Raw genomic sequence first — 24,351 nt, 5'->3', positions numbered from 1 at the left:
CCGCGGGGGCGCCTGGTTGACCGGTTCCGGGGCGATGACGGTCCTGTTCCCATTCGCCGCCGGCTGCGCGCCCTGGTCGATCCAGGTGGGTGAGGGGCGGAAGGGGTAGGACCGGATTGATGCCGCACCTTCCGCCCCCGCCTCAGAAATCCCGCAGCGGGGCCATGTCAACAATCCATTCCGGAAAGGCGGCGGGGGTGGCGCTGGGCCGTTGCTGGAACCGGCTGTAGATGGCCTCCAGCCGGGCGCACTGTTCCGGCAGCCGCAGCTTGTAAAGAGTGCGCATGAATTGTTCAGATGCGAAGAAGGCCACGTCGGCGATGCTGGGCCGGTCCCCGCCCAGATAATCGCCATCGCCGGCCATGGCCTCCAGGCTGCCCAGGACGCGGGCATATTCAAACCGCATGGCGCGGGCGACTTCGCTGGACTGTTCCCGCCGCTGCACGAATAGCGGGCTGGCGTGGAAGGTGCAGATGCCGGCGAAATTATAGGCGTCATTCACCAGCAGCAACTGATCGCGTGTGCGGGCACGATCGGCCGCCGTCGCACCGCTCATATCCGGGCCGGGCAGGCATTCCTCCAGATACAGCAGGATGGAACAGGACTGGCCGATAAAATGGCCATCGTCGGTTTCCAGGACGGGAACGGTGCCGGCCGGGTTCTTTTTCAGGAAATCCGGCTGACGCTGGTCACCGGCCACCACATCCAGCGTCATCATCTCGATATCGGTCACGCCCTTTTCCTGCAGATAGACCAGGATGCGGCGGGGATAGATGCCCCAGGAAAACTGATAAAGCTTCATTCTGCTTCTCCTGACGGTGCCGACCGGCCGGCGAAACCGTCGCGGCTGGCGGCCCAGGTTGTGATGTTCAGATCCTTGTTGCGCCACCAATAGGGCATGTTCGGGTCCAGGTCTGCCTCATCGGCCTCCCGCACCCCGTCGTCGCGCAGGGCGCAGGGCGCGCTGGGGCGCCGGGCGAACATGTCGTACCAGCGCTGTAATCGCGGGTGGGCATCGGTCAGCAGGCTGACCCCATAGTTCGAAACCTCGTGATAGAGCAACGGGAACAGGGCGCAGTCGGCGACCGTGATCTCATGCCCCATCAGAAAAGGGCCGTCCGGATCGGCCAGGGTTTCCAGACAGTCAAGCGAGCGGTTGAAGGCCGGGCGCATCCATTCCGCCGTTTCCGGGCTCTGCCTGATGGCGCGCGACCATTGCGGCCAGCTGTTGGCCAGCACGGGACCGGCCCGCAGGAACAGGTCATTGCAATGGGAGACATAGGCGCGGATGCGCGCCCGCTCCACCGCCGTGCGGCCGATCATGCAGGGTTCGGGATAGAGTTCCTCCAGGTAATAGATGATCGCCATGGAATCCGTGATCCAGCGCCCGTCGGTCAGTTCCAGGGCCGGCAGGGACGCTGTCGGATTGCGTTCCCGGATCCAGGGGGCGTGGATCTCACCCCTGGCATAATCGATGAACACACGCTCGATGTCCGTGATGCCTTTTTCGTCCAGATAAAGGGTGACGCGCCTTGGATAGGCTCCCCACTCGATGCCGATCAGCCGCATGGGCCTGGTTCCTTTCTCGATCCTCTTAGGACGGTCTCAGGCGAGGCCGACCATCCGGGTGCTGAGTTCCCAAAGCCGCTCCGCGACGGCGTCGTCCCGCGCATAGTCGCTGGGCTCCTTGGGGGCGCAATTCTCGAAGTAGCCGCCATTGGCATCGGCCGGCATTGGGGCCGTGGCCAGATAAAGCCCTGTCCTGGCCCCTTCATCAGGGGAGATGAAGCGGAAACGGATGATGGCGACGAAGATCTTCAGCCACCCGCGCAGATCACGCGTGAAGTCCGTCCGTACGTGGCCCGGATGCAGGCAATAGGCCCGCACATTGCTGCCGGCAAGGCGTTTGGCCAGGGCGCGCGTGAACAGGATGTTTGCCAGCTTCGACTGGCTCAACGATGCCATGGCCGAGTAAGTGCGGGCAAGGCCGGGATCGTCGAAATCGATCTCGGTACCGCGATGGGCTTCCGACGCGATGGTGATGATCCGCGCCGATGTCGATTGCCGCATCCGGCCCAGCAGCAGATGGGTCAGCAGGAAGATCGACAGATGGTTGATCGCAAACGTCCTTTCGATACCATCCGGGGTCAGCGCATGGTCGCTGTACATGGCACCGACATTATTGACCAGGATGTCCAGGCGCAGTGCCCGATCCAGCACCGTCGCGGCCAGTTGGCGCGTACCGGCCAGGGTCCCGACATCGGCCACAACCAGATCGAAACGACCATCGGGAACGTCGCGCCGCAATTGTTCCAACGCCCGCTCGCCGCTGGACTGGTTGCGGGCATGGACCAGCACAAAGGCGCCGTCCCTGGCCAGCCCACGCGCTGTGGCATAACCGATCCCCTTGCTGGCCCCGGTGACCAGCGCCGTCTTTCCATCCAAATGGCCCATTCGCCTGTTCCGCCCGATCATTGATGTTTTGCGCATATTGGCGATAGCGCCGCCTTCCGGCTTCATGGCGATGGAGTGGGGTATGGGGTCATTCGGGTGGGGCTGTTGCGCACCGCTGTCCGGCATGGTTCACCAGCAGGGACTGCCAATTCGGGAGACCCTTCATGCAGATTGATCCCTGTGCCTTCACCCCGCTGCGTTTCGAAACCTTGCCGCCACAGCCGATGCGTGGCGAGACGGATGCCGGCGCGCTGTATCGGCAGGCCGATGCCGCCGGCATCCGCCTGCGCGTCATCGATTATGCCCCCGGCTTCCTGGCCGACCACTGGTGCGATATCGGCCATTTCGCCTATGTGCTGTCCGGCACGGTGACCATCGAACTCAAGGACGGGGTTGCCCATCATCTGATGGCGGGCGAGGCGTTCCTGGTGTCCAGCCATGGCGATGCTGCGCATCGTGTTCGCACCGAACAAGGTGCCAGGCTGTTGATCCTGGATTGAGAAAAGCCGGGCCCACCCATTATGTGAGCGTTCCCACCGGCCGACGCCGCTGTCGCCAGAGGCTCTGTTCCATATCCTGTCACGGAATATGAGCGGGCCAAGGGGTAAGGCGATGATTGATCCTCGGCGGCTGGTGCGGCCGGACCCTGCATTGATGCGTGATTTCACGGGCTACGGGGAACGGCTTCCGGACCCGGAATGGCCTGACGATGCGTTGATCGCCGTCAACTTCAACCTCAACATGGAGGGCGGCGGGGAGAGGTGCCTGTTTTGGGGGGACGACACATCTGAGGGCGTGCTGAATGATGTGGGCATGCCGGCGATGGCGGGGCTTCGGGTTCCATACGTGGAATCCACCTTCGAATATGGTAGCCGGCGTGGCGTCTGGCGTCTGCTCGACCTGTTCGATCACTACAAGGTGCCGATCACCCTGCTTGCCGTAGGGCGGGCGCTGCAGGCTTGCCCCGCGGTGGGGCAAGCCTGCAGCGCCCGAGGCCACGAGGTGGCAAGCCACGGGCTGCGCTGGATCGACTATACCGGGGTTACCCCGGAGGACGAGTTGGCGGATATTCGCGAGGCGGTCAAGGTGCTGGAACTGATCACGGGTCACCGGCCGTCTGGCTGGCTGACGGGTCGCCCCAGCATCAATACGCGACGTTTGGCTTTATCGCTTGGTGGGTTCCTTTACGATCGCGACTGCCTGAATGATGAATTGCCCTATTGGGTATCGGTTGGGGGCCGGCCGCATCTGCTGGTGCCCTATTCGCTGGAAACCAACGATAATGGTTTCGATTGTCAGCGGGGTTTCAAAGCTCCTCAGGATTTTTTTGACTATATGCGGGGGGCCTTCGACACGCTTTACCGGGAAGGTGAACGCGGATCGCCGAAGTTGCTGTCCATCTCTCTGCACGACCGGCTGATCGGCCGGCCCGCACGCAGCGAGGGATTGCGGCTGCTGCTGGATTATATGCGCGGCTTTCCGCGCGTCTGGTACTGCCGGGGTCTCGATATCGCACGCCACTGGCGATCCGCCTTTCCTGCCGTTGATGCGTAAGCCAGGCCACTCCTTTGAACAGTCACCCCACCTTCCGTCCCCATTCCAACGGTTTGAGCATCTCCGCATGGTTGGAGAGGAGGGAGAACACCATGAGCGACAAGATTTTACTTCTGAACGGACGTGTGTTCGATGGTGTCAGCGATCAGGTCCGCCGGCAGGATGTTTTGGTGATCGGCAACCGGATCGCGGCGGTGGGCGTCGCTGATGTCGGCGATGCCGATATCCGTCGGGTCGATCTGGGCGGGCGCCTGCTGATGCCGGGCCTGATCGACGGGCATGTCCATATCTGTGGCACGGAACTGCCCATCATCAACGCCACCAGCAGCCATTGGAGCTATCTGTCGGCCTTCGCCTTCCGGCAGATGGAACGCCGGCTGATGTCCGGGTTCACCAGCCTGCGCGACATGGGCGGCGCCAATGTCGGCATCGCGCGGGCCTTGCGTGAAGGGCTGGTGACGGGACCGCGCCTGTTCTATTCCGGCAAGCTGCTGTCGCAGACCGGCGGCCACGGCGACGCCCGACCGCGCGACAATGACATCGCCGTCGTCCTGGGCAATTGCTGTTCGGGCAGCGACAAGTTCGCCTGGGTCGTTGATGGTGTATCGGCGGTGCGCCGGGCCGTGCGCGAGGAACTGCGCCTGGGGGCGCACCAGATCAAGATCATGGCATCCGGCGGCATCTTGTCGCCGACCGATCCGCTGCACAGCCTGCAATTCTCGGAATCGGAGATCCGGGCGGCGGTGGAGGAGGCGACCAACCACGGCACCTATGTCAGCGCCCATTGTCATCCGGCCGGTGCCATCCGTCGCTGCGCGGAATACGGTGTGCGGGTGATCGAACATGCCACCATGCTGGATGAAGCCGCCGCCGAGGCGATGGTCGCCAACGGCACCTATGCCATGCCGACGCTGGCTCTTCTGGGTGTGCTGATGCGCGAGGGCCGGCAGATGGGCCTGGATGACGCCAACATGGAGAAGCTGCACCTTGTCGTTTCCCGTGCCCATGACAGTTTGCGCCTGTTGCGCCGGCACAATATTCCGGCCGGGTTCGGCACCGACCTGTTCGGCAAGGCGCATGGGAACGAAGGCAGTGAGTTCACGCAGCGCCTGCCCGTCGACCGGCCGTTGGATATCCTGCGATCAGCCACGGCGGTCAATGCCGACATCCTGAAGCGGTCCCAGGACCTGGGGCACGTCGCACCGGGGGCGCTGGCCGACCTGATCATTGTCGAAGGTGATCCGCTGGAAGACATCGCCATCATGGAGAACCCGGACAATATCGCCCTGGTCATGCTGGACGGCGTCATCGTCAAGGATCGCGGCATCGCCATGCCGGGCGAACATCTGCCGCGCCCCAAATTCTGGCAGGCATCCGCCGGCACCGGTTTCTGACCGGCCCCTTACCAGCCTCAACCCTGATCGCGGGGCGCATCGGCGCCATCGCGCCCAAGGAGATTTCATCAGATGAGAATTGGAATTGACGTCGGCGGAACCAATACCGACGCCGTCCTCATGGATGGCCATCGGGTGGTGGCCGCCTGCAAATGCCCCACATCGGCGGATGTCCGGGGTGGCATTATCGCCGCCCTGCGGACCCTGCTGGACCGGCCTGGCATTGATCGCCGCGCCATCGATTATGCGGTCATCGGTACCACCCATTTCACCAACGCCTTTGTCCAGGCACGCGACCTGACGCGGGTGGCGGCCATCCGCCTGGGCGCGCCCGCCACCCTGGCGCTACCGCCCTTCGCGGGCTGGCCCGACGCGATGCGCCATGCGGTGGAGGGCCTGTCGGCCATCATCGGGGGGGGGCATCAGTTCGACGGGCGGGAAATCTCCCCCCTGGATGAAAAAGCCCTGCTGTCCGTCGCGGACGATATTCGCGCCAAAGGCCTGACGGCGGCCGCTATCTGTTCCGTCTATTCCCCCACCAATGCCGAATTGGAGCTGCGGGCGGCGGAGATCCTGGGCAATGAGTTGCCGGATCTTGGCATCTCCCTGTCTCACCGCATCGGCCGCATCGGGCTGCTGGAGCGGGAATCCGCGACCATCATGAATGCCGCGCTGTTGGATCTGGCGGCGCATGTGGTCGCGTCCTTCCGGCAGGCCTTCGCCGATCTGGCCCTCGATATCCCCTTCTATGTCAGCCAGAATGACGGCACCATCCTCAGCGCGGCCACGGTGGCCCAGACCCCGGTGCTGACCTTCGCGTCGGGCCCCACCAATTCCATGCGTGGCGCGGCGCTTCTGAGCGGGTTGTCGGATGCCATCGTCATCGACATTGGCGGCACGACCTCCGATATCGGCGTGATCCAGGCCGGATATCCGCGTGAATCCAACATCCCGGTCGATATTGGCGGGGTGCGCACCAATTTCCGGATGCCGGACACGCTGTCCATCGGCCTGGGTGGCGGCAGTCTGGTGACCGACGACGGAGTGGTGGCCCGCGTCGGCCCGCGCTCCGTCGGCTATCGCCTGATCGAGGATGGGCTGGTATTCGGCGGCAACGTCCTGACGGCCACCGACATTGCCGTGGCGTCGGGCCTGGCCGATATCGGCGATGCCGCCCGCGTCCGCCATCTGGACCAGGACATGCTCGCCAGGGCCCGCGCATCCATTGTCCGGCTGCTGGAGGATGGTGTGGATCGCATGAAATCATCGTCCAACGATGTTCCCGTCGTCCTGGTAGGCGGTGGCGCCATCCTGGTGGAGGGGGGCCTGCGCGGCGTGTCACGGATCGTGCGGCTGGAACATGGCGACGTCGCCAATGCGGTCGGTGCGGCCCTGGCTCAGGTCGGCGGCGAGGTCGACCAGATTTATGTCTACAGCCAGGTGGGGCGCGACAATGCCCTGGCCGCCGCGCGGGAACTGGCGCTGTCGCGGGCGATGGCGGCGGGGGCCGATCCGGCGACGCTGGAGATCGTCGATATCGACGAGGTGCCCATCGATTATGTGCCGGGCCAGGCCGTGCGTGTCCGCGTGAAGGCGGCGGGAAATCTGAAGGCGGGAGAGAAACAGTGAGATACCTGCGACGCGAGGATATCGAGGATTTCGCGCTGGGCGGCGGCCTGTTCGGCTGTGGCGGCGGCGGCGATACCTATATCGGCAAGCTGATGCTGGAGACCGAGATGCAGCGGGTCCCGGAAATCCCGCTTCTGTCCATCGATGAGGTGCCCGACGACGCGCTGGTCGTGCTGACCGCCATTGTCGGCGCGCCCAGCGTGTTCCTGGAGAAGCTGCCCAATGGTGGCGAGGATCGCCGCGTGATCGAGCAGGTGGAGAAGGAATGCGGCAAACCCGTCTTTGGCATCCTGATCGGGGAAGTGGGCGGCCTCAATTCCGTTCTGCCGGCCGTTACCGCCGCCCGTCTGGGCCTGCCCCTGATCGATGCTGATCCGACCGGCCGTTGCGTGCCGTCGGTGCATGCCACCAGCTTCAACATCAATCATCTCAACATCTCGCCCATCGTCATTGCCGACGAGTTCATGAACACGGTTGTCATCCGCACTGACGATCACCTGAAGGGCGAGCGCCTGACCCGGTCGATCATCGTGGAGATGGGGGGCAGCGCCATTTTCGCCTTCTGTCCCGTCACGGGGGCTGAGCTGCGCCGGATCGGGCTGGCCGGTGCCGTGACCCATCCCATCCAGGTCGGGCGTGCCATCCGCGAGGCCAGGGAAGGCGGGCAAAGCCCGTTCAAGGCCGTGGCCGACCTGTTGACCGCGACGCCGCTCTATGGCTGGGCCGATACGTTGATTGAGGGCAAGATCACCGATGTGCAGCGGCGCAGTGACACGGGCTTCACCATTGGCAGCGCCGTCATCCATTCCCTGGGTGAGGATGCCGACCGGCTGGACCTTGAATTCAAGAACGAGCATCTGGTGGCCCGCATCAATGGCCGGATACGTGCCACCGTACCCGACCTGATCACCGTGCTGGACAGCGAAACCGGGGAGCATATCGGCACCGACCGCCTGCGCTATGGTCAGCGGGTGACGGTGATGCTGGTCCGCGCGCCCGCGATCTGGCGGACCGCGCGCGGCCTTTCCCTGCTGGGTCCGCGCGGCTATGGTATCGACTGCGACTATGTCCCTGTCGAGGTGCTGAATGGCGGTGGGGAGGAGGTACGGGTTCGATGAACTGGCGGTCCCCCGGTGCGATGGTGGCGACATGAACCAACTGTCGCCTGAAAAGGTGCCGGTGGTGCAGCCGCGTGCGCGGCTGCTGCGGGCCGTCGATCGTGCCCTGGCGCAGGGGGACCTGCTGATTGTGGGCGGGGCCGGCTTCGGCAAGCGGGCCCTGATGCGGGGCTGGTGCAGCCAGCAGACGGCGCTGGACGTGGTCCGCCCGGGCTCCGGCGACCCGCTGCCCGACCCCGGCTGGCCGGGCGTCGTCATCGCCGGCGACATGATTGATGGCGCCGCCACAATGCTGGGGGCGGCGGACCGGCGGTGGCGTCTGGTCCTGATCGCGGGGCAAAGCCCCGCCTGGGACCTGTCCATCCCCTGTCTGAACGGCACGCTGACCATCCTGGATGCAGACCAGTTGCGCATGGACGGCCCGGAAGTCGCGGCCTTGCTGCCATCGGCCAGCCGGTCCGCCATCGCGCAGGTTCTGGAGATGACCGGCGGCTGGCCCATTGCGGTACAGGCCCTGGTGCGCCATCTGGCCGGCGGGCCCCTGGGTGCGGCAGAGATCGAGGGGGCGTTTGCCGGCCTGTCCGCCGCGATTTTCGACTTTTGCGAAAACCACGTCCTGGCGACGGCGACGCCGGAACAACGCGCGCATCTGATCGCCATCTGCCTGATGACGGAGATCGACCTGCCGCTTGCCGACCGGCTGGCGGGGGAGGGGCAGGGTGCAGCCGCGCTGGAAACCGGGCTTGGCTTCGGCCTTATCCGTCGCATGCCGCAGCATGGCGCCCGCTGGCAGGTATGCCACCCGGTCCTGTCGCGCCATCTGCGCCAGATGATCGCGCGGGAACGCGGCCCCGACGCCCAGCACCAGCTTCACAGCCGGGCCGCCGATTATTTCGAGCGGACGGGAGAGACGGAGCCGGCCATCCATCACGCCCATCATGCCGGGAACGGGCCGCTGGTGGCGCGACTGGTGGAACGCGCCGGCGGCTGGCGCATCGCGGTCGACTGGCGCAATCGGCAATCCCAGCGCGACTGGCTGCACCATTGCGTGGAGGATCTGCCCGAAACTCTGGTGGAGCAGAGCCCCGCCTTGCGGCTGGCCCGCGCCATGCTGCGCTTCTGCTGTGGTGAAATCCGGCGCGCCCTGCGCGATTACGAGCATCTGGCGACCCGGACGGAGATGCTGGGCCATGCTTTGGCGCTGGAGATCGCCATGGTCGGCCAGTTGATGCGGATGCTGGAGGAACGGCCGCCAACCGACGAGAACCGGCGGATCATCGAGGATTGCCTGGAGCGCATCCCATCCACGGACCTTCTGGGCGTGGCGCTGATGGAAAACGCCCTGACCATCGCCGCCGCCCAACGCGGAGAGACCGAGGACGCGCTGGAATCCGGCGAGCGGGCGCGGCGTCTTTATGTGCGTCTGGGCGCCAGGACGGCCATTTCGGTGGTGGGGTTGGTGCAGGGCCGCGCCTGTGCCGATGCCGGCATGCGTAATATGGCGCTCAGCCATTATCAGGCGTCGTTGGAAACCTTCGAACAGCATCTGGGTTTCAACGCCGACTTGGCGCGGTGTGCCCGGCTGCTGATCGGTCAGGAGGTGTTTGCCGGCAACGACCTGACCACCGCCCGTTCCTGTCTGGCCGATGCGCTGCCCTGGATCGAGGCGCAGGAACCGCAATTCTATGCCGCCGCCTACCTCACCTCCACCCGGCTGGCGGTGCTGGACCGGGGGCTGGAAGCGGGTGCCGACATCATCGATACCTGCATCCGGTTTGCGCAGCGTCGCGGCTTGCGGCGGCTGGAGCGGCTGGCCCAGATCTGCTGGCTGGAACAGCTTTGCGGGGCGGAGGAGGGAGTGGTCGCGGCACGTCTGGCGGCGCAGGTCGGGCTGGAAGCGCTGGTGACGGATGGCAACGACCGGATGTTGGCCCTGGCCGCCACCCTGGTGCTGGCGGAGATCGACATCGTAAATGGCGATCCTGCCGCCGCGGAGACCCGTCTGGCGGCATTCCGTCAATCCGGCCTTTGGCTGGGCACGATCCATGCCCGCGCGCACTGGCATGTTCTGACCAGTCTGGCGGCGGCCCGGCGGGATGATCCGGAACGATCCCTGCTGGCACTGGAAGAGGCCCTCCGCTGCGCGGTGCCGGAGGGGCTGTCGCGCCTGTTCATCGCACGGGGGCGCGATATCCATCCGCTGCTGCGGGAGCATCAGCGCGTGCTGCAGGGAAGGGGACGCTTCGCCAACCATGCGGAGGAGGATTTCGTTGCCGAGATCCTGGCATCGGTGCGGCGTGAACGGCGTTCCCACCGTCTGGCGGTGGAGGGGATCACTTTGACCGAGAAGGAGGAGGAGATCGCCGACCTGTTGACACGCGGCCTGTCCAACAAGGAAATCTCCCGCCTGATCGGGGCCAGCGACAATACCGTCAAATGGCACCTGAAGAACCTGTTCCGGCTGTTCAATGTCACCAGCCGCAATGATCTGGTAACCTCCTACCAGATCAATCTGAAGAAGCGCACGGACCATAATGCCGGCCTGTCGCTGACCAGCTTCCGGTTGCACTGACCCGCGCTGCTCTGCCCCCCCCCACCCATATCCGAAGTCCGGCCACCCCCATCGTTCCTGGGTGAATGTCACGCACGGCCTTAGCCTGTTGCGGATGGGCCCTGCCGGGCCGGAATTCCAGCAGAAAGTGGATGGAATGTCGCCAACGCAGCGCTTATTGAGCCTTGCCGTCGTGAACAGCGTCGGCTTTTCCGCCACCACGGCCATGGCGTTGTGGATCACCTCGGTTGACCAGATTCTCCCGGTGGAACCCTGGTGGGGCAGTGTGATGGGCGCCTGCCAGCTGGGCGTGGCGGCCCTGTCGAACCTGATCGCCCCCTATCTGTTTCGCCGGACCTCGTGTGAGGAACTGGCCCGGGCGGCGGCGCTGTTCGCGGCGGTTTGCGCCGGGCTGATGGCGGCCGGCCACAACCCCTGGATCTTTGGCGCCGGCGCCGTCGGCCTTGGCGTGGCCCACGGCCTGATGTTGAGCTGCGCCAATGCGCTGCTGGCGCGGTCGCACACGGTCCAGGGCAATTACGCGACCGCCCAGATCTGCGAGGTCACGCTGGCCGCCAGCTTCTATTTGACGGCCGGCACCATTATCGAACTTTACGGCCTGCGGGCCATCTTCCTGATCCTGGCAATGCTGGCGCTGCTGGCGGCCTTTCTCATGCATCGGTTGGCGCGCTGGCAGCACAGCCCCCGCGACGCCGCATGGCCGGTGGCCGGTGCCGGCATGGATTGGCGGATGCCGGCGACGGCGCTGGCCTTTACCTTGTTCTTTGTCGGCCAAGCCTCCTTCTACCAGCACCAGATGGCCATCGGCAGCCTGTTGGGCATCGCCCAGGGCGACATGAGCCGGCTGATGGCATTTGCCATGGCGGGCGGCCTGACGGGGGCCGTGCTCAGTAAGGTGCTTGGCGTCCGCTACGGGGTTGTCCGGCCGCTGCTGTTTACCACAGGCATGCTGGCCGCCGTGCTGATCCTGGCGGTGCGGACGCCGAACAGTGCGGTGTTCGCCCTTTGCGCCATCTCGATCCAGGCCCTGACCATGGCGACGGTTCCCTATGTCTTCGCCATCCTGGCGCGGCTGGACCCGACCGGCCGTTTCCCGTCACGCGGGCCGGCGCTGTTGCTGATCGGCGTCGCGGGTGGACCGCTGCTGGCGGAGGGTTTCCTGCTGCTGGGCGGCTATGGCCTGGTGGGAATGGCCGGGGCGGGTATCGTGCTGACATCCGCCATCCTGTTTGCCACGGTCGGCCGCGCCACCATGGCGACCCGCCCCCTTGCCGCCGGGCCGTGACGCCCGATCAAAACTTGAAGGACGGGCGCCTGTGCCGGCCGCCCGTCCTTCTATTTGTCAGTCGAACGAGGCGATATCCAAGGCCTCGCCTTCGAAATGGACGGTTTCCAGAATGCCGGCGATCCTGTCATCCCGCACCGTGAAGATGCAGAGATCGTAGAACCGGCCTCTGGCACCGGCATGATCGGTGAAATCGACGGTGTAGTAGCCGACAACCTGATCACCTTCCACCACGGTGCGCTCGAACGGTATGTTGAAGCGCCAGGTCGCCATCTGCGCCCGCAGATCCTGCGCATGCCGGAAGTGCGAGGCATGGTCGTGACAGATGGGGCGGCCATTGAGGATCATGGGCGCATGCGCCGCGAAAATGCCCTCGATATCCTCCAGGCGCATTTCCGCGCCCGTCTCGCCCACATGATTTGCCCAACGGAACAGGCGATAGACGGTTTCCAGTTTTTCGTCACGGGTCATGGATGTCTCTCGGATGCTTGTGTGGAAGCGAGGATCGGCAGCGGTGCCCTCCGGTCCTCGCAGGCATTGCTCAGAACTGGTAGCTGGCCTCGACACCATAGGTGCGCGGCGTGTTCATCGACCGCAGGGTGACCGTCGGCCCGCCCAGGGACGTGAAATCCGCGCCATTGGGGGAAACCACGGTCGGATAGCGGGTATTGGTGATATTCTTGGCATAGGCGCCGAGCGACCATTCCTCCCCCTCCAGGAACAGGCGCAGGTCCATGATGGTCTTCGGTCCGGTCTTGAAGCTGTTATCCGCCGACCAGTAGATGGGACCCCGGCGCTCGACGCTGGCGAAGGGGCGCAGGGTCAGGCTGTCATTCAGGGGGATCTGGTACTGGATGGAGCCATTGACGGTATAGCCATTGGCCTGCGGCGTCTTGTTGTTGGTTACCGCCGGCTGTCCCGTGAACGACTTGATGACGCCGTCGGCGGTACCGATACCCATGGTGACGTCCAGACGGGGAATGGGTCGTGCCGTCATTTCCAGTTCGAAACCCGTCTTGGTCGTCCTGGCGATGTTGGTCAGGTTCTGGGCGGGCGGATTAGTGGTGATGAAATAGATCTGCTCGTTCTTCAGGTCGATGGTGTAGACAGCACCGGTCAGGAACAGCCGGCGTTCCAGGAACGTACCCTTGAAGCCCAGTTCATAGCTCCAGTTGGTTTCCTGGGCATATTCCCGTTGCGGGCTGGCCGCCGCGTTGAAGCCGCCGCTGCGGAAACCACGGGCCACTGTGACATAGGACTGGAAATTCTCGTCCCAGTCATATTTCAGGGAGACCTTGGGCTGCAGCGCATTGAAGGATTTGCTGATGGCATTGCCGGCCGGGGCCGTCGTCCCGGAATCTTCGGAACTGCGCTTGTCATGGTCATAGCGCAGGCCCAGGGTCAGTTGGAACACATCTCCCAGATCCGCCGTGCTCTGGCCGAAAAAGGCGAAGGCCTTGGAACGGTTATGGTCCAAGCTGTCCTGCAATGGCGGCAATGGCAGGGATTCAAAGGGCACGAAGACGGTGCGCACCGACTTGCGATCCTGGAAATAGCCGCCGACCAGCCAGGAGAAGCCGTCCTTGCGGTCCGACGCCAACTTCAGTTCCTGGGAGAAGGCATCGATATCCATGCCCGTGCGCTGGAACAGCAGGGGCAGGGTAGAGAAATCGCCATCGCCGACAAGGTCCTGTCGGGCGCGGTTGCGATAACTGACCGACGAGAGGGTGATCCCGTCGAAATCATAGTCGATCTTCAACGACCCTTCATAGAGCTTGCGATACTGGTCCAGGTCCAGGTTGGTGGCCAAGTGCGAGCCTTCGTCATTCAGGTCTTGCGAACCCAGCACCAGTTCGTTGGCCGACGCGCCGAAATGGGAGTCGGTGTGGCTGGCGCGCAGTTCGATCTTGAGAGGGCTGCCCTCGTCGTAGATCAGCGCCCCGCGAACGGATTTGTCATCGACGGTGTTGGCATCGCGACGCACGCCGACCGGCGGGAAATAGCCGTTGAAGGCCGGATTAGACATTGTGGTCAGGCGGTTGGCCGGGTCGTTGGCATAGGTGCCGTCGGATTTCCGGTAGGAACCGCTCAGGCTAAAATAGAGACTGTCCTCGGTGACGGGGCCGGCGATGCTGGCCTGGGCCAGCCGGTCATTGCCATTGGCATAGCCCAGCTTGGCCATGCCGGTCAGGTCGTTCGTCGGCTTGGCCGTGGTGATGTTGATGGCGCCGGCAATGGCGTTGCGGCCGTAGAGCGATCCCTGCGGACCGCGCAGCACTTCGATGCGCTCCAGATTGATCAGATCGACATTCAGGAAGGTGAGATCACTAAGCTGAACGCCATCGACGACCAGAGCCATCGGCGGCTCGGCCCCTTGTGGCGTCGTGATGCCACGGGCGGTCAGGACCGAATAGGTCGGGGAATTGCCATTGTTGATATTGACGTTGGGTGTGAACCTGGAAAAGTCCTCGACGCTGGCGATGCCGGCATTCTCGATCATTGCGCTGGAAATGACGGAGACGGATTCCGGCACCGCCTGCAGCGATTCCGACATCTTTCTGGCTGTGACGACGATTTCTGTCAGTGCATTGCTGTCGTCGGTGGTCTGTGCCAAGGCGATGGTCGGGAGTGCGGCAGCACTTGCCAGCAATCCAGACGCGATTTTCAGTGTAAGACTGCGCATGTGTTCCCCTTGATTACCCGGTTATTCTGGATTGGGATCAAGGCAATGCTACGCCAATCTTTTCAGGCACAAGGGTGGGGCGACAGGTGGGGTAAGGTCAAAAAGGGGGGGTGGCAGCTGTCAGCCGGTTTACGATGGTGGCAGCGTCGCAGGTGTCGGGGAAATGAGCCAGATACCGGCCCTGATCGTCGATCAGATAGATCAGGGCCGTATGCGGCATGGCATAGCCATCGGGATCGTCGGGGTCTTCCGCGCGTCTGGCAAAGGCCTTCATGGAAGCCTTTGCCCTGTCGATGGCGGGGCGCGGACCGGTCAGGCCCGTGAAGTCGGGATAGCGGGCCGACAGGAAGGTCTTCATGGCCTCCGGCGTGTCGCGCTCCGGATCGACGGTGATGTAGAGCACGCGGAAGCCATCGCGCGCCGGCCCCAGCCCGGCCATGATATCCGCCAGTTTCGCCAGGGACCGGGGGCAGACCCCCCGGCAATGCAGGAAGCCGAAATAGACCAGGGACCGGCACCCGGCCAAATGCCCGATGGTGAAGGCCCCACCATCTTGATCGACAAGATCCAGTTCGATGCGGTCGGGCTTCATGGCCATTGGAACACCAGATCCACAGGGCCGCGCGCCGGCATCCGCAAGACCAAGTTCTGGTCCATGCGGAACGCCGTCAGACCATCGGCCGCATGCTCGACGCCATCCGCGCTGCCCGATGCCACCATCTCGCCATCCAGACGCAGCTGCCAGTCGCCACGCCCCCAGATGCCGGTGAAATGCAGCGTCGCATCATGGCCGTCGCCATTGCTTTCCAGGCGAACGGTCAATCGATTGTGCCGCGCATCGAAACGTGCGGCGGTGACGTCCCATGTCTCCGGCAATTCGTCCAGCGCCGGCGCCGCAAAATGCTGCTGGTCCCAGGGACCGTCATACAGCATCCGCAAACCGTCGGGCACGTTCAACCGCGCATAGGCCAACAGGGCATTGCCGGTGTGGGGGTCCATGCAGCGGAACAGGCCGTCCTGATCATATAGACGGTCATGACGGGCATAATGGTAACCGCCATCCGTCCAGCGCGAATGCAGGTAGGCGTCCGCATAGGCCAGCAGACGGTCGCGCGTGTCGAGGTCGCCCACCTCCGATGCGCAGACGGCCGCCCAGCCGAAATCGCGGGCCGATGCCAGATCCTCATTGGCTTCCATCATGTCGGGCGGCATGATCCAGCGCGTGCCATCCGGCCCGGGGCGCGCCCAGCGGGCGATCTGCCGGGGGAAGCTGGCCTTCACGAAATCCGCGTTCCAGGCATGCATCAGGGACCCCAGCCAGAAATCCGCCCAGGGTGCTTCCGGCGTGACCACAACACGCTCTTCTTCCATCACCATCATGTTGAAATGGCCGTTGCCGTTCAGCACGCCGAATTCCGACCAGGCTTTCAGGTACCCTTGTGTCACTTCCCCGGCGATGTCGCCGCCATAGACCAGGTCGTGCAGCCGAAACCCTAGGATCGGCACCTGATTGCAGATCTGGAAGACGCAGTTGGGTTCACACGCGATACCCAGATATCCGCGTTCCACCATGCTCCAGTAGATATGCTCGTTCAGGGACCGCTCATCATACTCGTACCGCTTCTCACTGCCCCAGAATAGCGGCTGAAAGACGAGGGACAACGCGCCTTTGCGGGCATAGCGGTCATCGTTGAACAAATAATGATACAGCAGTGCCATCGATTGCAGATAGGCGCTGTACATGATGTTGTCCTTGATGATCGGATTCCATTCCGACGGCAATTCGCCCTGGGCATTGTTCAGCGGTCCGTTACCGGTGCTGACATAATGCCAATAGGTCCAGACGTCGGGGGACCGCATCTTGTCGATCAGCCGCTGGAAGGGCCGACGGAAATACCCGGGTGCGGCCGTCAGCCGATGGACATGGGTCAAGGCCAACGCATAGGCCATGTAGGCCAACTGGAAACGGTAGGCGCCGAAATCCTCCTGCAGGCTCGTGCGGGCCATCATCCCTGACCAGTCGTCAGGTAACTGGGCGGCGAGATTTAAGATGCGTCGCAAATGTCCACGCTGGAGCGGGTCGATCATGCCGGTCTGCTCATCGGACAGGGTGATGTGACGCTGCTTGCCCATGATGCTTCATCCTTGGGAGGAACAGCGTTGATTGGGTCAAATTGGACAAAAAATGTCAATTAACAAATCCTGTCTGGGTGCCGTTATGGGGTTGTGCCGTTCGCCTGCGCGTGCTGCTCCCTATTCGGGCGATGGTACCCGTATCTCCATCGCCGTCAAATTCAGCCTATGACACCCATGGCCAATGTTACGACACGTCAATTGACCGATGTGTCGTAACATTGGCAGACCCTGTCAGAAGCCGAATTCGTAGATCAGGCGCAAGCCGGCCATGAACTGGTTCCTCCGGCCGCGTTGCCGGATAAGCGGGCTGTCGGTGGCTTCCGGTCCCAGCCGGTCGTAACGCGCCATCAGGCCCAAAGACAGGGCATCGGTGACGGGCGTGATGACGAAGGCGCCCACACCGTAGGAAACCAGACCGGCATCAGCCTTGTACCGGGCAAGCCCGGAACCGGCGGACTGCTTCGCGTCGATGCCGAAATAGGCGTTGGTGTATTTGGCGCTGGCGAAGGTTGCCTGGGGACCGATCATGTAAATCACCTGTTGGCCGAACGGCGCCGTCATGCCCATATATTGCGCGCCGATGTCGGCCACGACGCCCTTGTGACCGCCGACAGCCTGTCGCACTTCCAGTGAATAGCTGAACGGGTCGAAACTATATTCCACGAAGCCGCCAAGTTCCGGTGCGATGCTCACGTCTCCCAGGCCCTTGAGCGCTCTGGTCTTCTTGCCGGCGACACGGAAGGGATTGCTGTCATCCTCCTGACGGCCGAAATCCAGCTTCGCGATCGGGCCGGCGCGCCAGCCATCGCCATTGATGACATTGTAGCCGACACCGCCGAAGAGCGAGGCGAAGAAAACATCCTGGTATTCCACCTTGATGTCGGGGATGACCATGGCCTGATAGTCCTTGGAACCGTTGAAGGCCGGCATATAGAGGGTGGCAAGACCGACGGAGAGTTTCCAATCATGTTCCATTCCGGCCCCTGGCATGGGGGCGACGAATTCCCCCTGCTGTTCCGCCGGCTGCTGCGGTTGAGGCCCGGTCTCCTGTGCCTTCACATTGGCGAAGAAGGTCAGGGTGATGGACGCGGCAAGTGGTATGAAATTCACGGCCTTGAGCGTGCTTACAGTCTTGAAGATGTTGGAATACTTCATCGAATGCTCCAGGAGCGGGGTGCCGATCGTCCGCATCCTACGGGCTTTTCCTGACCACACATCGGTCTCAAGGCGGATGTGCGGCCAGGAAAAGCCGATATGCTGGGTCGATATCTGCAAGGAACAACCGCCAGTACCGGACAGATCCGGCGTCAGTATGGTGGTGGGTGGGAATGGAGCATCGCGGGAACATGAAGAACTGGCTCGACCATTGCCCGGCGTTTGTCGGCCGACTGTGGTTCCAATTTGCCGTGATCTATACGCTGCTGGCGTTCTGCGCGATGACGCTGCTCAGCATCTGCAAGTACGGCGCGGAAGATTATGGTGATTTCCGCAAGGCGGTCACCCTGGAGCATGTCAGAGAACTGGTCTCCAGTGAGAAGCTCAGCGTTGCGCAGGCGATCCGTGATGTCACTGATGTCGCGTGGCGACAGAAGGCGTGTGAGAATATCCGAGAGAAGCTCAAAAATATTGAGCAAGCCAGCGACGGGTCCGTCTATCGGATCACCAACTCCAGCCGGCCCGAAGTTTATATTCAAATAGAGGACGAAAATAATCGGCTTGTCATCTCCGATCCCGTCGATCTTCCGGCGGAATTGGCCCCGCTTTTCACCGCCATGAAGCAGCAGCGGGCGGCAGCCGACAAGGTCATCTGGATGGTCGAAGACGGCCCCATCTGGGTGGATATGCCCATCGATGATGGCAAGGGCAACCGGATCGGGCGCGTCCGCATCCTGTATGTCGCGGAGTTCGATGCCTGGATACAGATACAGAGCATCTTCAATTTCCTGCTCGGCGCATGGGGCTATGTCATTCTCTTCTCCGTTCCCATTGGCATCGCCTGCGGCGTGGCAGCCGCCCATTACGTGACGAGGCATTTGGGGCGAATGAACGACGTGACCGAAAGCTGGCGGCGGGGTGACTTCACCGCGCGCATCGCCCTTCCCAACGACGATGTTCTGATCCGGCATAGCCAGCATCTGAACGACATGGCGGATGATCTGGAACTATATTTGCACCTGAAGCAGAATCTTGCCGTCAGTGACGAACGCAACCGCGTGGCGCGCGAACTGCACGACACGGTGAAGCAGAAGCTGTTCGCGCTGGGTTTGCAGCTGGCGACAGCCAAGGCCAACCCCGCTGTGCTGGAGGCCGCCCGCGAGCCCATCCTGGAGGCGGAGACCATCAACCGGGAAGCGCAGCATGACCTGATGGAGATCATCACGCAGCTGCGCCCGACCAGCACCGGTGACAGTACGCTTCACAACCGGGTCGGCATGATTGCCGAAGATTTCAGGCGGCGGTTCGATGTCGACATCGAGCTGGGTGATATGGGGGCCATCCAGCCCAACGCGCATGTGGAACATCAGGTGTTGCGCATTTTGCAGGAGGCGCTGATGAACGCGGTGCGCCATGGCAAGGCGTCCAAGGTGACCGTGGCCGCGGCAATTGACGGGAGTGCCGCAATGCTGGTCATTGCCGATAATGGGATCGGTTTCGAAATGACTGTTAAAACAAAAGGCTTCGGTATCATCTCCATGCGCGATCGGGCGCGTGACCTGCCGGACGGACGGCTCGACATTGAAAGTGCGGAAGGTGAGGGCACCCGCCTGACAATTTCCTGGAAAAGCGAATCATGACGGAACAGATCACACTGATCATTGCGGACGATCATGCCATGGTCCGCCGCGGGCTGACCGCTTTTCTGGCCACGGCACCCGACATCCAGGTGATGGCCGTCGCCACCTGCGGCGTGGAGGCGGTGTCGGCCGCCCGCAGGCATGCACCCGATGTGGTGCTGCTGGACCTGCTCATGCCCGATCAGCCCGCCGTCGATACCGTGCGCCAGATCAAGCGGGTCAGCCCGCGCAGCCAGATCGTCATGGTCACCTCGCATGAGGGCGACGAACATGTCGTTCCCACCACGCAGGCGGGCGCCATCTCCTACATCCTGAAGGACACGACGCCGGAGGATCTTATCCAGGCCGTACGCAAGGCGGCCGCGGGCGAAAGCGTGCTGAGTCCCCGCATCGCCAAGGCCCTGGTGACGATCATGTCCCGCACGCGGGAGGGCAAGGTGCTTGACGATCAGCTTCACGCTGACCTGACCGAGCGCGAAATGGAAGTCCTGCACTGTATCGCGGGGGGCCTGTCCAATATGGAAATTGCCGCGCGGTTGTCGATATCGGAGAAGACCGTCAAATCCCATGTCAGCAATGTCCTGGGCAAGCTCTACCTGACCGATCGGACACAGGCGGCCGTCTACGCCTGGCGCAAGGGTATCGTCAAGGAATAGCTCTGCCTCATCCTTGCGGCCGATGCGGCCCAACGGCACCTGAATAAACTGGGCACATTGCGGAATTAATGGTCCTCGCATGGTGCGGGGCGAGACAGCCGCATGAGGTCGGTAAGAGGGTTCGGATACCCAGTTTCCCCAGCTCACTCTCACGGTTCCCACCCCAAGCCCCTGGCGAGACCGGCCCGATGCGCGGGCTGGCCATGGATGTGCTTGCCGATGGCCGAAAGGACGCAAACCGGATTTTCGGCTGTGCGCGAAAATTGCCGTTACGATTGTTCGTACGCCTCCAGTTGAGGGCCGTCTTGTAGGGCAAGGTTGATCTGGGGATGTTTGTGTGGCGCGTCATCGCGCGGACGCAAACGAGTAGCAATCGTCATGTCTTATCAGCGTGTGGAGTTTCTGACGGGGGCGGAGCGCCGCCGGACACCCTGTCCGATTTCTGGGGGCCACCTCTATGATCAGCTTTTGCGAAGCTGTACTTTGTGATCGGCATTGAGCCCGAACCTTGGAACACAGTTTGAAACTATGCTATTTTGCCAAGCATGAGTGGGCAAAGCATAGGAAAGCTAAACTGGCTGGAGCGGACGCTCCCTGACGGGCTGCTGGTGGATGCAGCCTGGATGGAGCGGCACGGCTATTCGACCAGCCTCCGCAGTCAGTATGTCGCAGCCGGTTGGCTGGTGCAGCCGGTTCGTGGCACCTATAAGCGACCAATTGGCAAGCTGACCTGGGAAAGAGCTATCATCTCATTGCAAGCATTGATGAAGCATCCCTTGATCGTGGGCGGCCGGACCGCGCTTGAACTGCAAGGGCTTGGTCATTACGTCTCCGCCAGCGGGCCGGGGAGCATCCACCTCTATGGTGACGAACCCCCGCCAGGCTGGCTTGCGAAACTGCCTTTCAAGGAGCGCTTCATCTTCCACAAGGCCCAGACCTTGTTCAGTGCAACGACTGCCGCAGAGGGTCCGCTCAGCTTGGCAGGTGGCGACGACGGCGATGACCATGAACGAACCGGGTATCATGTTCGCCCGCTATCCATGAATGCGCAATGGCCTCTGCTGGTTTCGACACCTGAACGGGCCTTTCTGGAATTGCTGGACGAACTGCCGAAGCGCGAGACATTCCACAATGTCGATGTGATCGCGGAGGGGCTGCGCACGCTCAGCCCAACCCGTCTCCAGAGGCTGCTGGAAGATTGTCGCAGCGTGAAGGCCAAGCGGCTGTTCTTCTGGTTTGCTGAACGACATGCCCATCGCTGGCTTAACCGGATTGACCGGGACCGGGTGTCGCTCGGCAGCGGCAAGCGCATGTTGGTCAAGGGTGGCCGGCTTGATCCGAAATACCTGATAACCGTGCCGGAGGATCTTGGTGCCCCTGTCTGATCGCTACCGGGCGCAGGTCGCACTCCTGATCGCCGTGATGCCGTTTGTCGCGGCGGAAGAGGATTTCGCGCTGAAGGGCGGTACGGCGATCAACCTGTTCGTCCGCGACATGCCCCGCCTGTCGGTCGACATCGACCTGACCTACCTGCCGGTGGCCGGGCGTCCTGAATCCCTGTCTGCGATCGATGCCGGCATGAAGCGGATTGCCGCTGCCATCCGCAAGGGACTGCGCGGTGCGCATGTCACCGAAGTCTTGAACACGCGCGAGCCGGTTGTCACGAAGCTGACCGTGCAGCGGGGGGATGCCCAGATCAAGATCGAGGTGACGCCCGTCCTGCGCGGCTGCGTCTTCGCACCGGAACTGCGCTCCGTGTCGGCCGCGGTAGAGGAGGCGTTCGGCTTTGCCGAAATGCAGGTCGTCTCCTTCGCCGATCTCTATGCAGGAAAGATCGTGGCGGCACTCGATCGGCAACATCCGCGGGATCTGTTCGACATCAAGGACCTGCTGGCCAACGAGGGCATCCATGATGAACTGCGCCGCGCCTTCATCGTCTACCTAGTCAGCCACGACCGCCTGATATCCGAGTTGGTGGTGCCCCGTCGCAAGAACCTAACGCAAGAGTTCGCGCAGGGTTTCGAGGGCATGACGGCGGAGCCCATCACCCTTGAGGACTTGGCGGTGGCGCGAGAGGCGTTGATTGCGACGATCATCGGCGGGATGCCGGCCGCGCATCGGGACTTCCTGCTGCGGTTCAAGCGTGGCGAGCCGGATTGGAGCCTCGTCGGGCTTCCCGAAGCTACGAACCTGCCAGCCGTGCGGTGGAAGCAGTTGAACCTGGACAAGCTTACCAAGACTGTCCGGGCACGTCTTGTCGATCAACTGGGGGCAGCGCTGTCATCCCCACCATAATGTCCCATAGCCCCCGCCTGAGATGCAGAAGCAGCTATGAAGGACGAAAGGGGGCCTCTACGGGGCTGATTTCGCGCTCGTCCAGGATCCCAAGGGCTGGACGGTGTATTTGTGATTGCGCCGCCGCTTTGTACTGATCGTCGCCTGCTTGGCAATGAAGTCCGAGACCTTCTCCATGGCATTCTTGACCGGATCGGCGGCCAAATGCGCATAACGAGCCGTGGTCTGCACTTGAGTATGTCCGAGCAGCTTTCCGATCATTGGCAGCCCTTCGCCCAGGAACAGGGCTCCGCTGGCGAATGAGTGCCGCAGGTCATGGATGCGGACATCATCCAGCCCGGCCTTCTTGCGGATGCGGCGCCAGGGCGGCTGCAAGTCGGTCAGCCGGGCACCTTCCTTCGTGCCGGTGATGACCCAGGGATTATCCTGCAGCCGGGGGATGGACCGCAGGACGGCGGCCACCACTTCCCCGAAATGTACGATTTTGGCGCCTGTCTTGGAATCCGGCAGCCGCAACGCCCGCGCCTGCCAATCCACGTAGGACCATTTCAAGGTCATGACCTCGCCCAGGCGGCAGCCCGTCAGCATCAGCAACCGGACGGCGGCCACCACGGCTGGAGGCTCCGAACCATCCGCCTCGACCTCGGCCAATGTCCGGCCCAGGGAGGCGTATTCGTCGGCGCCCAGAAACCGTTCGCGCTTCTCCTCACGATACTTTTTCACATGCAGGCAGGGATTGCTGCCGTCCGGCCGCAGCCCCCAAACCTCGGCCAGATTGAACATCTTCGACAACACGCCCAGGGTCCGGTTGGCCTGGTAGGGAATATGCTTTAGGGATTGGTGCAGTTCCGCGATGTCCCGCCGCTCGATATCGAGGACCTTGCGGGTGCCGATCTCAGGATTGATGAACAGCTCGACGGAACGTCTGTATTCATACTGGGTGGAGGGCTTGCAGCGGATGGCGACATGTTCCTTGAGGAAGCGCTCGCCGAGCCCTTTGACCGTGGGGGATTTGCGGGCTACATCCAGTTCCTTGACCGGATCATTGCCAGCCTTCGCCTGTGAGATGATCTCGTGCGCCTTGATCCGGGCTTTCTCGGCGGTAACGGGGCCATGCGTGCCGATCGTTACCTTCCGCAGCCGGCCTTTGACCCGCGTCATGGCGACATAGACCTTGCGGCCCGATGGCCAGACCCGCACGCCGAAGCCACGGAGTTCATCGTCCCAATATACGGCTTCGACGGCTTCCGGCTCCAACTGTTCGACCACGCGCTTTGTCAGTTTCGCCACCATCAGCCTCCTTGCCTGCCAAAAAACTGTGGTCATGCCACCGGTCCACAGGTAACATATAGGTAACAGGAGAGAGTGAAATTAGGGTAACTTAAGCGTATTTGGGAGGCAATGGCTCATTGGGATTAGTATTTATAAACAGCATGTTATGGGGAATGGGCTGGTATCGTCGTATTTGATCGTATGAATACTTTTCAAACTCATAACCTGAAGGCCGCAGGTTCAAATCCTGCCCCCGCATCCAATGCTTAAGCCCTTGAAAGATAACATCTTTCAAGGGCTTTTTGCTGTCCGCAAAGACCGACCCAAAACATCGCCCAGCTACCATATAGCTACCAGATGAAAGTGAAAACGAGCGTAGATAGAGCTGGTCCCCCGTGAGCGGACAGTTTGCTAAGCTTGGTTCGGCCTTATTGAAGGACGACCGACATGGCGGGACAGAGGAAGCGATATTCAGCGGATTTCAAGGCGAAGGTGGCACTTGAGGCGA

Annotated in this window: 20 protein-coding genes; 11 read left to right on the top strand and 9 right to left on the bottom strand. The window is 62.6% G+C overall.

Annotation, left to right across the window (positions count from 1 at the left end; genetic code table 11):
• Positions 1–142: 142 nt before the first annotated feature.
• From KBA48_RS24000 to KBA48_RS23990, 3 genes are read right to left on the bottom strand one after another with little or no spacing between them, the layout of a single operon-like run.
• Positions 143–802, bottom strand: a complete 660-nt coding sequence (locus tag KBA48_RS24000) for a glutathione S-transferase N-terminal domain-containing protein (protein WP_292911159.1) — start codon at positions 800–802, stop codon at positions 143–145.
• Complete coding sequence (locus KBA48_RS23995; RefSeq protein ID WP_292911157.1) at positions 799–1,569, bottom strand: glutathione S-transferase family protein; 771 nt, start codon at positions 1,567–1,569, stop codon at positions 799–801. The genes KBA48_RS24000 and KBA48_RS23995 overlap by 4 nt, the downstream gene beginning before the upstream one ends.
• A 36-nt stretch (positions 1,570–1,605) precedes the next feature.
• A complete protein-coding gene (locus KBA48_RS23990) occupies positions 1,606–2,454 on the bottom strand; it encodes an SDR family oxidoreductase (protein ID WP_292911155.1) in 849 nt (282 codons plus the stop codon).
• A gap of 164 nt (positions 2,455–2,618) precedes the next feature.
• Between KBA48_RS23990 and KBA48_RS23985 the strand changes: the two genes are divergently transcribed.
• The 7 genes from KBA48_RS23985 to KBA48_RS23955 all read left to right on the top strand — a co-directional run bounded on the left by KBA48_RS23985 (position 2,619) and on the right by KBA48_RS23955 (position 12,006).
• On the top strand, positions 2,619–2,954 hold the full coding sequence (locus KBA48_RS23985) for a DHCW motif cupin fold protein (protein ID WP_292911153.1): 336 nt from the start codon (positions 2,619–2,621) through the stop codon (positions 2,952–2,954).
• A gap of 112 nt (positions 2,955–3,066) precedes the next feature.
• Complete coding sequence (locus tag KBA48_RS23980) at positions 3,067–4,008, top strand: polysaccharide deacetylase family protein (RefSeq protein ID WP_292911151.1); 942 nt, start codon at positions 3,067–3,069, stop codon at positions 4,006–4,008.
• A gap of 92 nt (positions 4,009–4,100) precedes the next feature.
• Positions 4,101–5,402 carry an amidohydrolase family protein gene (locus KBA48_RS23975; protein WP_292911149.1) on the top strand — a complete coding sequence of 434 codons (1,302 nt, stop codon included), beginning with the start codon at positions 4,101–4,103 and terminating at the stop codon, positions 5,400–5,402.
• A 72-nt stretch (positions 5,403–5,474) separates the two neighbouring features.
• On the top strand, positions 5,475–7,031 hold the full coding sequence (locus tag KBA48_RS23970) for a hydantoinase/oxoprolinase family protein (RefSeq protein ID WP_292911147.1): 1,557 nt from the start codon (positions 5,475–5,477) through the stop codon (positions 7,029–7,031).
• Positions 7,028–8,149, top strand: coding sequence for a DUF917 domain-containing protein (locus KBA48_RS23965; RefSeq protein ID WP_292911145.1), 1,122 nt, complete (start codon positions 7,028–7,030; stop codon positions 8,147–8,149). Before KBA48_RS23970 ends, KBA48_RS23965 begins: the two co-directional genes overlap by 4 nt.
• A gap of 31 nt (positions 8,150–8,180) precedes the next feature.
• Entirely contained in the window at positions 8,181–10,721 is a 2,541-nt protein-coding gene (locus KBA48_RS23960; protein ID WP_292911143.1) for a LuxR C-terminal-related transcriptional regulator, read from the top strand.
• Positions 10,722–10,878: 157 nt separating this feature from the next.
• Positions 10,879–12,006, top strand: coding sequence for a hypothetical protein (locus tag KBA48_RS23955; RefSeq protein WP_292911141.1), 1,128 nt, complete (start codon positions 10,879–10,881; stop codon positions 12,004–12,006).
• Between the two features lie 57 nt (positions 12,007–12,063).
• On the opposite strand, the gene KBA48_RS23950 is transcribed toward KBA48_RS23955, so the two are convergent.
• The 5 genes from KBA48_RS23950 to KBA48_RS23930 all read right to left on the bottom strand — a co-directional run bounded on the left by KBA48_RS23950 (position 12,064) and on the right by KBA48_RS23930 (position 17,980).
• Positions 12,064–12,477 (bottom strand): nuclear transport factor 2 family protein, encoded by a 414-nt coding sequence (locus KBA48_RS23950; protein ID WP_292911139.1) that lies wholly within the window; start codon positions 12,475–12,477, stop codon positions 12,064–12,066.
• 70 nt (positions 12,478–12,547) lie between these two features.
• Entirely contained in the window at positions 12,548–14,689 is a 2,142-nt protein-coding gene (locus KBA48_RS23945) for a TonB-dependent receptor (protein WP_292911137.1), read from the bottom strand.
• Positions 14,690–14,786: 97 nt separating this feature from the next.
• Positions 14,787–15,287 (bottom strand): SCO family protein, encoded by a 501-nt coding sequence (locus KBA48_RS23940; protein WP_292911135.1) that lies wholly within the window; start codon positions 15,285–15,287, stop codon positions 14,787–14,789.
• The gene (locus KBA48_RS23935) at positions 15,278–16,822 is read right to left on the bottom strand and encodes a hypothetical protein (RefSeq protein ID WP_292911133.1); all 1,545 of its coding nucleotides are present in this window, start codon (positions 16,820–16,822) and stop codon (positions 15,278–15,280) included. The genes KBA48_RS23940 and KBA48_RS23935 overlap by 10 nt, the downstream gene beginning before the upstream one ends.
• A 234-nt stretch (positions 16,823–17,056) precedes the next feature.
• The gene (locus KBA48_RS23930) at positions 17,057–17,980 is read right to left on the bottom strand and encodes a MipA/OmpV family protein (protein ID WP_292911131.1); all 924 of its coding nucleotides are present in this window, start codon (positions 17,978–17,980) and stop codon (positions 17,057–17,059) included.
• A 191-nt stretch (positions 17,981–18,171) separates the two neighbouring features.
• On the opposite strand from KBA48_RS23930, the gene KBA48_RS23925 reads away from it, so the two are divergent.
• The 4 genes from KBA48_RS23925 to KBA48_RS23910 all read left to right on the top strand — a co-directional run bounded on the left by KBA48_RS23925 (position 18,172) and on the right by KBA48_RS23910 (position 22,571).
• Positions 18,172–19,620: a sensor histidine kinase gene (locus KBA48_RS23925; RefSeq protein ID WP_292911129.1), complete on the top strand. Its 1,449-nt coding sequence runs from the start codon at positions 18,172–18,174 to the stop codon at positions 19,618–19,620.
• On the top strand, positions 19,617–20,276 hold the full coding sequence (locus KBA48_RS23920) for a response regulator transcription factor (RefSeq protein WP_292911127.1): 660 nt from the start codon (positions 19,617–19,619) through the stop codon (positions 20,274–20,276). Before KBA48_RS23925 ends, KBA48_RS23920 begins: the two co-directional genes overlap by 4 nt.
• Positions 20,277–20,821: 545 nt before the next feature.
• Positions 20,822–21,661, top strand: a complete 840-nt coding sequence (locus KBA48_RS23915; protein WP_292911125.1) for a type IV toxin-antitoxin system AbiEi family antitoxin domain-containing protein — start codon at positions 20,822–20,824, stop codon at positions 21,659–21,661.
• A complete protein-coding gene (locus KBA48_RS23910) occupies positions 21,648–22,571 on the top strand; it encodes a nucleotidyl transferase AbiEii/AbiGii toxin family protein (protein WP_292911123.1) in 924 nt (307 codons plus the stop codon). The genes KBA48_RS23915 and KBA48_RS23910 overlap by 14 nt, the downstream gene beginning before the upstream one ends.
• Positions 22,572–22,628: 57 nt before the next feature.
• On the opposite strand, the gene KBA48_RS23905 is transcribed toward KBA48_RS23910, so the two are convergent.
• The gene (locus KBA48_RS23905) at positions 22,629–23,861 is read right to left on the bottom strand and encodes a site-specific integrase (protein ID WP_292911161.1); all 1,233 of its coding nucleotides are present in this window, start codon (positions 23,859–23,861) and stop codon (positions 22,629–22,631) included.
• Between the last annotated feature and the right edge of the window lie 490 nt (positions 23,862–24,351).

This window comes from Niveispirillum sp., assembly GCF_017996735.1.
In the GTDB taxonomy this organism is placed as follows: domain Bacteria; phylum Pseudomonadota; class Alphaproteobacteria; order Azospirillales; family Azospirillaceae; genus Niveispirillum.
This window is presented reverse-complemented; position numbering and strand designations above follow the sequence as displayed.